Here is a 2,975-nt window from a genome sequence, read left to right as displayed (position 1 = left end):
GGTGTCTGGGGCTCTCGCGGGGGGGGGGGGGGGGCGGGGGCGGGCGGGCTGTCTGTAGGTCGCGGCCCGGCGCCGGGGGGGGGCGGCCGCCGGGGCCGCTCCGGGCGCGCGGGGGCGCCGGCGGCCCCGGGCATCGGGATCGTGCTGGGGGAGGAAGGCCGTACCGAACGCCTGCCTGCGCAGGACGCCGTCCCGGACGGTGGCCGGGGCCCGCGCCCCGAGCAGCCGGGCGGCGACCGGCGTCCCCGCCACGGCCCCGGCGAGCAGGACCAGGGCGGCCGCGGCGGCCACGGCGGTCAGCGAACCGGGGGCCGGCAGCAGATCGCCGCTCAGCAGCCGGACGAGGGCGAGGAGCAGTGCGACGACGGGCATGCTCGCTGCCTCCTCCGGCGTTCCGTGACCTCTGTCGCTCCGATGCTACGGGACGGCGGGAAGGCCCCGGGAGAGCCGGTTGTTGTGTGTGCGAGGTGACAGGTACGTACCGATACCGGCCTGTCGGCGGAGGGCCCCTGACGGGCAGTCGGCCGCGGGCGCTATGTTACGTGTGGCGGTTGCTGCCGTCCGTCCGACGACGGGACCGGCCGGACACGTAGGAGTACCCCGCTCGCGGGGTGAAGCAGGAGAAGTAGTGGAGACATGGCAGGCCGCGGCGGGCCGGTCGTGCACGGGGGAGGTTGATCGACGGTGAACGAGGCAGTGGCCGGAGGCGGCGGAGGCGGCGGCGGTACGTCCGGCATCTTCTACAACGTCGTGTCGACCGTGACGGCGGCCCAGACCGCCGCCATGGTCGCGCAGTCCAAGTCGCTCGCGGGCCAGGTCGGCGCGCAGGCGGTCAAGGTCGAGGTCGAGAACCTCCAGACCTTCAAGAAGAAGGTCGACGCGCTGCTCGCCGACCTCGACGGCTCACCCGCCAGCCACGGCGAGGTGTCCCAGCAGCAGCTCCAGTCCTGGCAGCTGGGCCAGAACTTCGGCCAGGCCGGCGACCTGATGACCGCGTACAACACCGTGCACGCCAACCTCGAACAGCTCTCGAAGACGCTCTCCCTCCAGATCGAGGCGATGAGCGCGAGCATCGACATGGCGGCCAAGGGCTACGACAACGCCGACGAGGAGCAGCGCCAGAAGTTCCAGTCGATCCTGAACCAGGCGGGGCATCAGGCTGGACTGCCGCCGGCGGGCTCGGCACGGTACCCGGCCGCAGGCGGTGGGTCGTACGCCCAGCCGGCGTCGTACACCCAGCCCGCCGCAGGTGGCGGCAGCAACCAGCAGGCGAGCTACTGATGACTGCTCCGGTTTCGGAGAGGGGGAGTGACACATGACCGTCGAGAGGCGTTTCGTCCGTATCAACCACGGCATGACCAGCGGGTGCACCAACTTCGGTGACAGCAGTCATGAGGACCTCGTGGCGATGATCGAGGAGGCCGACCCGGTCTCGGTCATGCAGGTCGGACAGCGTCTGCTGCTCGCCTCGCAGAAGATGGACGAGATCAGCAACGAGCTGCACGCGCACATGAGCGGGCTCGACTGGCAGGGTGACGCTGCGGAGAACTTCAAGAGCTGGGGTGGCAAGGTCTCCCAGTCGACCATGGACCTCGCCTCGTACTCGCGCAATGCCGGTCAGTACATGGCCTCCGCGGGCGAGACGCTCAGCGAGGTCAAGTCGGGTATGCCGAGCGTGCCCACCTCGGACATGGAGACCGTCAAGCGCTACGAGGGTCAGCCCAACACCGGCGTGAAGATTGCCGGTGGCGTCATGGGCGCCGGCCTCGGCCCGCTCGGCATGCTCGGCGGCTCGATGGTCGCGGACAAGGTCGCCGGTGCGGTCGACTCCGACTGGGTCACCGAGAGCCAGTACAAGGCGGCGCAGCAGCGTGTCGCTCAGGCTCACCAGGACGCCGTCCAGCAGATGACCAAGCTGGGCCAGTCCTACGACGAGTCGGTCTCGCGACTCGGGCAGGCACAGCCACCGACCTTCCCGCCGCCTCCGGGCTCGGAGAACGAGCGCAGCGGGAGCCAGGAAGTCTCGGTGGGCGGCAGCGGTGGCGGCAGCGGAGGGTCCGGCGGAGGCGGTGGCTATCGGCCGAACCCGACGCCGTACAGCCCGCCCTCGACGCCGAATTACACGCCGCCGTCGTCGGCGCATCCGACCCCGGTGAGCCCGGGTCAGGTACCCCCGCCCCTCCCGGATCCCGGCACCCGCAACCCCAGCACCGGCATCGACCACGTGCCGACGGCGCCCACCCTGCCGAACCCCTCCGGTCCGGGGAGCACCCTGCCGGGGGCCGGCGGTGGTGGCGGTGGCCTCGGCGGAGGCGGCCTCGGCGGTGGCGGTGGCCTCGGTGGAGGCGGCGGGATGGCCGGCGGTCTTCCCGGCGGTCTCGGCGGCCTCGGCGGTGGTGGCGGCCTTGGCGGTGGTCGCGGTACTGGCGGGGCCGGTGGAGCCGGTCGGCCCGGCGGTACCGGCGCGGCCGGGACCACGGGGGCCGGCACGCGGCCCGGCGGTGCACCAGGAACCGGTGCCGGTGGCGCGCAGGCCGGTAAGGCCGGAGCCCCTGGAGCCGGTGGAATGCCGCACCTCGGCGGTGGCGGCGGCGCCAAGGGTGGTGCCGGCGGTTCGCGCGCGGGCGGCGGCCTGGTCGGGCGGTCCGGCGGGGCGGTCGGCGGTCGGCGGGGCCCGGCGGCCGGCGGTGAGTTCACCCAGGGCGGTACAGGTCTGCGGGGCCGCGCCGAGCGCGGCGCCGACGGGCGTTCGGGCCAGGGCGGCTTCGGTGGCGGCCACGGTGCGGCTGGCAAGAAGGACAGGAACAACCGGAATCGGCCCGACTACCTGGTCGAGGACGAGGACACCTGGACGTCCGGTACGGGTCAGGTCAACCCTGGCGTGATTGAGTAGGACTCAGGTCACGTGGCCGGCCGGGGGGGGACGCACCCGCCGCCCGGGACCGCGGTGTTTTTGACTATCGTGAATGGGTGGG

General features: G+C 72.9%; 3 protein-coding genes. 2 read left to right on the top strand and 1 reads right to left on the bottom strand.

Features of this window, described 5'->3' with window-relative positions; all coding sequences use genetic code 11:
• A partial coding sequence (locus ACFV0G_RS35495) for a DUF6412 domain-containing protein (protein ID WP_380556840.1) occupies positions 1-372 on the bottom strand: 372 nt, incomplete at its 3' end.
• Positions 373-684: 312 nt separating this feature from the next.
• On the opposite strand from ACFV0G_RS35495, the gene ACFV0G_RS35490 reads away from it, so the two are divergent.
• Both ACFV0G_RS35490 and ACFV0G_RS35485 read left to right on the top strand, forming a co-directional pair.
• Positions 685-1,281, top strand: a complete 597-nt coding sequence (locus tag ACFV0G_RS35490; protein ID WP_380556839.1) for a hypothetical protein — start codon at positions 685-687, stop codon at positions 1,279-1,281.
• A 34-nt stretch (positions 1,282-1,315) separates the two neighbouring features.
• Complete coding sequence (locus tag ACFV0G_RS35485) at positions 1,316-2,893, top strand: WXG100 family type VII secretion target (RefSeq protein WP_380556837.1); 1,578 nt, start codon at positions 1,316-1,318, stop codon at positions 2,891-2,893.
• Positions 2,894-2,975: the final 82 nt, after the last annotated feature.

It is taken from the genome of Kitasatospora sp. NPDC059571 (assembly GCF_042735675.1).
Taxonomy (GTDB): domain Bacteria; phylum Actinomycetota; class Actinomycetes; order Streptomycetales; family Streptomycetaceae; genus Kitasatospora.
The sequence above is the reverse complement of the archived record's forward strand: the minus strand, read 5'-3'. Positions and strand labels throughout refer to the sequence as shown.

Excerpts from the sequence above, each read along its gene's own strand:
- ACFV0G_RS35485 (WP_380556837.1), top strand. The coding sequence starts at position 1,316 with ATGACCGTCGAGAGGCGTTTCGTCCGTATCAACCACGGCATGACCAGC.